This is a genomic window from Propioniciclava tarda (assembly GCF_900182665.1).
GTDB lineage: Bacteria > Actinomycetota > Actinomycetes > Propionibacteriales > Propionibacteriaceae > Propioniciclava > Propioniciclava tarda.
On record NZ_FXTL01000029.1, the window covers coordinates 1 to 6095 of the forward strand.

Annotated in this window: 5 protein-coding genes; 3 read left to right on the forward strand and 2 right to left on the reverse strand. The window is 62.6% G+C overall.

Features of this window, described 5'->3' with window-relative positions; genetic code table 11:
* Positions 1-573: 573 nt before the first annotated feature.
* A complete protein-coding gene (locus FN821_RS13935) occupies positions 574-1728 on the reverse strand; it encodes a trypsin-like serine protease (protein ID WP_131173164.1) in 1155 nt (384 codons plus the stop codon).
* A 723-nt stretch (positions 1729-2451) separates the two neighbouring features.
* Between FN821_RS13935 and FN821_RS13940 the strand changes: the two genes are divergently transcribed.
* The 3 genes from FN821_RS13940 (at position 2452) to FN821_RS13950 (ending at position 4848) form a co-directional block, all read left to right on the forward strand.
* Positions 2452-2859, forward strand: coding sequence for a hypothetical protein (locus FN821_RS13940; protein ID WP_131173163.1), 408 nt, complete (start codon positions 2452-2454; stop codon positions 2857-2859).
* Positions 2860-2964: 105 nt separating this feature from the next.
* Positions 2965-3642, forward strand: coding sequence for an ATP-binding cassette domain-containing protein (locus FN821_RS13945; protein WP_165489397.1), 678 nt, complete (start codon positions 2965-2967; stop codon positions 3640-3642).
* 774 nt (positions 3643-4416) lie between these two features.
* Positions 4417-4848, forward strand: a complete 432-nt coding sequence (locus tag FN821_RS13950) for a hypothetical protein (protein ID WP_131173161.1) — start codon at positions 4417-4419, stop codon at positions 4846-4848.
* Between the two features lie 761 nt (positions 4849-5609).
* Here the strand turns inward: FN821_RS13950 and FN821_RS14365 are convergent.
* Positions 5610-5783, reverse strand: coding sequence for a hypothetical protein (locus FN821_RS14365; RefSeq protein WP_165489396.1), 174 nt, complete (start codon positions 5781-5783; stop codon positions 5610-5612).
* Positions 5784-6095 lie beyond the last annotated feature (312 nt).

The window sequence follows — 6095 nt, forward strand, 5'->3', positions numbered from 1 at the left end:
GAACGACCGCTGCCACCCGTTCGTGTGGACCAAAACCGCCGACGACATCCTCAAGAAAGCCAACCGTCAGACAACTTCAAACACGGGCCACTAGCGCGGGTGTTCGGGCGCTGCCTCGCCGGGCCGTCACGGCTCCAACACAGGAAGTGGGCTGCCGTCCTCGGCTCGCACGACTGTGCGTGATCCGAGAGGTTGGCCGAGGCGCAGTTCCACCGCCACCTGCCCGTGTAGTGCCTCGGCGCCCGCACATCCCCCGAATAGGGGAACTGCGGCCGACACCCGCCGGATGGCCGAGACGGACACGACCGTGTCCGTCTCGGCCGCTCCCACCGAGAACTCGCCCGGACAGTAATCCCGTTGGTCCCACGGTGACAGAATCATCAGCACGTTGGGATCTCCGCCTTCCCCCAGCGTCCTGGCGGCCGTCGGCTGGAGGTAATCGGTTCGGCGGAGGGGCGTGAGCAGCACGTAAGCGACAGAGGCGATCAGCCCCGCGACAATCAGCAGGGCCAAGGCTGTGTGCCACCGTCTGCGTGGTCTACGTATGGCACCGCTCACGATAAGCCCTTCCTTCTAGCCGGTGGTGAGGTAGCCGGGCAGGCCGTAGTAGGCATCGTAGATGTCGGTGAAGATCACCTGACACCAACCCGGTCCGGTCATCCTGCCGGAGATGACCCCGTGCGCGTTGACCGATCCGTCGGAGTTCACCCCAAACATCGCTCCGCCCGAGTCCCCTGGAATGACGCACCGGCCGTCCCACCGCTCCACGGTGTTCGTTACATTCCGCGCAATGGTCAGGTCGGAGTACACGACGAGCGTCCGGTCGTGGGTGACTGTCCAGACGCAGACCTCGCCCGACGACGCTCCGCTGCTGCACACCTTCATGCCGGAGGTCGTGCGACCGCTCGCCATGCCGGCAACGCGGGCCGACGAGGTGGACGAGGTCCCGCCTCGGAACATCCTGCCTGCCGTCGAATAGGAGGACCTGATCACGGCGACGTCACCGCGGAATGTGGACTGGCCAGTCATGAAGACGGTGCCCGCATTGGTGTCCCACGACTCCTCGGACGACCGGTTCACGGAACCCATAGAGTAGTCCAGCGTGGAGACACTGCCCCCGTTGGGCACGCAGTGGCCTGCCGTCAGCATCATCTGCGTAGACCCGCTGTGCCACGAGAAGGCGTCGGAGCACGAACCCACCGGCGTGTAGATCCTGGCACCACCGTAGAAAGGTGGGGTGTCGCTGGGGCGCGACACATGATCGATCTGCGGCTTGGGCTGCACGCGCACGGCGACCGAGTCGGCACCGATCCCCTTCGCCAAGGTCGCCATGAGCCGGGGCGTGGGCGTCTCGACGTGCACGATCACCTTGCCCGAGTGCTCGTCGATGTAGGACATCCACGGCTTCGCGTCCGGATCCGCGGCAAGCGTGAGGTCGATGGCGGCATTCTTCTGCTCCTCGGCCCGCCGGAAGGTCCGACTATTCGACGCCGATAAGTCAAGCGTCTTCATGACTTCCAGATCGTCGGGAGTCGTTTCGGTTCTCTTCGCGATGCCCCGAGGAAGTGGTCTGGCATCGAGGGCGGCTTTGGCTCGGGCACGTTCCCCCGCGTCGCCGGACGTCAACTTCTTGGCAGCCTCGGTCAGCGCGGGAAGATTCACCCGGCCCCCACGTACGGTCGGATACCCGAAGTCGTTAGGGTTCTCCTCGGCCAGACGAAGGCTCAACTGATAGGCAGCCGTCAGCTCGCCGAGACCGGGGCCATCGTCTGAGCTGAGACGTACTGGATCCTCGAGGGATCGGCAGGATCGGAAGGGGATGCCTGCGCCATCGTCGGGAATCCGGCAAAGATTATGAGCGCGGCACCGTAGGCAACGATTCGGTGCAGAGGGTGGATAGTCATTGCGGCCTCCTTAGGGGTAAATTTGCTGCACACCCTGGGGGAGTAGGACGGTGGTTACTGGTGTACGTGAAGGAAGCCGCACCGTAGCGGTAGCCGATGCGGTCTAGCGTGATCACCTTTACGCAGGTCCAAGTATCGGGCTCGTCCAGGCGATGACGTAGTGGACGCCGGGGTCGAGCTGGCGGGAGGCCCGGTGGCAGTGACCGATGGATGAGAGCCGACGCGCCATAGTGCCCACGGCGGCGTCCGCTTGCGCGAGGAGCGCCAGGTAGGCGGCAACGGCCCTCTGGGGCGGCTGGGAGAGCATCCAGGGCCATGACGTGACACCAAGCGCGGACCAGTCGGAGGTGTAGCCGCGCAGAGTTGCGGCGGCGCGGGCGTGGGTGGCGTATCGGGCGGCGTCGACGCAACGGCGCGGTAGCGAGCTTGTCTGGCCGTGTGATGGGACCCTGCTGGAATCCAGGCATGATGAACGTGTTCGGTGTTATCGTGACCGCACCGGCAGGGCGCCGACCTTCCCCACCCCATCTCGGAAGGAGCAAAATCCGTGAATCGTACGATCATGAAGGTGGTCGCTACACCCCTAGCTGTCATGGCTGCGCTGTCCGCACTCGCGCCAGCAGTCATGGCTGAAGGTTCTTGGTATAGCTACATTTCAGGCGGTCGGCCAGGGTTCACGTCTCGCACGTGGACCAAGAACGTGAACGACGGAGCCGCCACACAGATTGGGCATTCAAGTTGTGACCGCAACACCGCAACTTATGCGCTATACAAGAAGCAGTGGTGGGGCTCGGAGCAACGCAACATCATCCGCTACGGCTGCGGATGGCGTGAGCACTCCATGGGCTCGCAAGACTCTGGGAACTACTTCTTTGCGATCACCAAGATCGACGGTAATAGCTACATTCCCACGGCCGGTAGCGTCAACGTCCCATCCGTTTGGGTGAAATACTAAACTAGACTGGTGTGTGGGCTGGCTGGGCCTGCCCACACACCAGTTTTGGTCCACATTCTCCTGTAAGGATCATCTATCATATCCACCATCGCCACACTACAGGATGTGTCCTTCTCTTATACGCGTCGCCCGATATTCACAGAGCTTTCGCTGAATATTTCCTCGGGTCGGACTGCTCTTGTTGGTGAGAATGGGGCAGGTAAAACAACCTTGATTCGTCTCTTGACCGGCGTGCTGCAGCCTTCGGCGGGCTCCATTTCACATGGTGCGGGGGGTGAAGCGTCGATGTCTTACATGCCGCAGGTGATTCCGGCTTTGCGTGGATTGACGGTCGAGGAGCAGGTGGCCTACTGCGCTTGGTTGCAGGGGGTTTCTTCTTCTGAGTCAAGAAGACGCGCGCGGCTGTGGGTGAAGCGTGTCGGACTAGGCGATGCCGCCCGGCAGAAGATGCGTACCTTGTCTGGCGGGCAATTGAGAAGAGTCGGGTTGGCGAGCGCACTAGCGACCAGCCCCCAGGTCGCGATCTTGGACGAACCGACAGCAGGGTTGGACCCCACCCAGCAGATGCGCTTTCGAGACATGATCAAGTCCTTAGAGTCAGAAGTTGGTTCATGGCTCATCGCGACTCACGACGTTAACGAGATCGTAGACGACTTTGATCAGGTGCTGGTGTTGGCGTCTGGCCGGGTTTGGTCGGGATCACCCAGTGACTACCTTGGTTCGGTGCCCGAGGGACCGATGCGGGCGCATCGTGCGTTCATCGAAGTCACACGGGGGATGTGAGTGCGGTACCTCGAGATCTTGCGCAACAGCCCGAGCGTGTGGCTGACACCGTTGGTTGTTCTGTTCGCTCTGGTCGTTGCCGAGCCGGGCCCGTCACCGTCGGGTGCTGCAGCGGCAATGACCAGTTTCCTCATCTTGCTTTGCCCGTTGGTCGCACTGGGTGCCGCCGTGGGGAGTTGGCGTTTTCGGGGAATACTTCACTTACCGAGGAAGCGGGGCATTCTGACTGCGTTGTTGCCTCGATGGGTGGTGGGCATTGGAGCCTGTGTCGCTTCGTTGGTCCTGCTAGTGCTGCTTCGGGCACCTATCAGCGTCGAGTGGACGGGGCCCGTTGTGGTCTCTTGTCTTGCCATCGTGGCATGGTGCCTAATCGGTGCCCTCTCCGGCTTCCTCTTGCCCGCTGTGGTTGCCTGGCCGTTGTGCATCATGGGCCCCTTGGTCCTCTTTACACGGGCAGCAGCGATTCCGGACAACCGCTGGCGACACCTGACAGCCGTGTGGTTTGGCTGTTGTTCCTCCAACGAGGTCATAGCACCATCGTTGCTGACGGCGGTGGCTGTGTTCTGGGGCACGATCTGCCTCGTGGCGATAGCGTCCCTCATTGTCTTGGATTGCAGAAGACGGACGGTTCAGGTTCTCGTGGGCGCGAGTGCCGCCGCAGCAATATGGGCGTCTACTACCTACGCCTTGAGCGCAGCAGCACCTTTCGGCTATGCGCCGACCGTAGCGAGGAGTTCCCCCAGGGTGTGCGCCCAACAGCCATCAGGCGTACGGGTGTGCGTCTGGCCGGAAGATGCGGCAATCCTGCGCGATTTCACGGCCACTGACCGGGCCGTTCGATCATGGCACTCGCTCGGCGTCAAGGTTCCCGAGGTATTCGATGAGGGTGCGTTGGAAGTCAGCGGGACCATCACCCCGGTGCAGTTCGACACCCGCTATCCGGAGTACGCGGTGTCGTCGTTGGCAACGGGTATCGCCAAGCGATCCGACTGCCAGGGGGGCGTCCGAACACCCGAGGGTGAACTACTCCCCGACGGGGTCGACCACTCGCAGCAGATTAAGGACTGGCTCGTGGCACAGGTGGGCGCACCGACGATCGACTCCTCGGGACTCGGCCAAGCCCCAGGCAATCAGCGCGAGATTCCATCGGACCCATCACAGGCCGTGGCCCTCATCAATGAGTGGCTAACAGCCTGTCGGCCATGATCTGGTGGTCCAAGACGCGGAAGACAGCCGCGTATCTTGCCTCGATGGCGGTCCTAGGGGCTCTTCTTGGACCGACTAAGTCCATCATGCTAAGGGTTCCAACCGTCGGGCTAATCGGCGACACCCTCACGTCCCTATGCCTCGTGGTCGGCACCCTTGCTGGCCCTGCATTGGCCGCCGCGCTGGCGGGAACTAGCCGTTACGAAAGAACAGGCATCCGTCCCTTGCTTCTGCTCGACTGGGGACTTCTTGTTTGCGGGACCGCCCTCTGCGGACTTGCGGAGTATCTTACCCAGGGCGCAGCCGTGACTGATTCCTCTGGTCTTCGCAATGCGGTAATAAGTGGTGCCTTGGCTCTCGTTATCCAGCGGGCGACTTTCCCAGCGGTTGTCGCCGGATCCATCCCCGCCATCCTTCTGCTGGTGAGCGTCACTGCGGGACAACGGCATGGGGAAACAGCACCCTGGGCCGTCCTCGCCTCCGACACCACCGGGCTCGCACTCCACAACTATGCCGCCATCCTCGTCGGCGCCCTCGCCTGCGCCAAAGTAGCCACCCAGACTGGCTGGATGAGTCGAGTCGGTCGTCCTCTGTGAAGATCTCCTCCCACTGCCAGGGCATTGACAGCTGACGCCGTCCGCTCCGGACGGCCGCGACCAGTGTGGGCCCTGGTGGCTTCGAAGAGACGATCCTCACCTGGCACCGGCCCGGACCAGGAAACCGAACCGGCCCCTGCGGCCACCGCCCAGCCAAATAGCTGGCTACTCGTAGACGACCTCTCCTCGAGCGCGGCGCTCGGCCATGGCCTCCATCGCCTCCGCCTCGATCTTCGCGATCTCTTCGGGACTGTGCTGCGCCGGGTAGTGGCGGTCATCATGGTCGAATGGCCCCTGAGCTAGCACCCAGGTACGAAGGTCCTCGAACTCATCACTCACAGCTTCAGTAACACCCGTCGACAAGGGCGACGTGATTCCCCCGGAATCAACGCCACGGTACAGAATTTGTCGGCGGCACCTGGCAGGCTCGTGCCCATGAACGAGACGGCCGCCGCGACAGCTTTGGACGCCGGCGTGCGTCTGGTCGCTTGGCGGGTTTGCCGGTAAATGGGGCAACCGAAAGACTCGGCTGCGCTCACGGTACTGCCGCATGGTCGCTAGTGGCCCGTGTTTGAAGTTGTCTGACGGTTGGCTTTCTTGAGGATGTCGTCGGCGGTTTTGGTCCACACGAACGGGTGGCAGCGGTCGTTC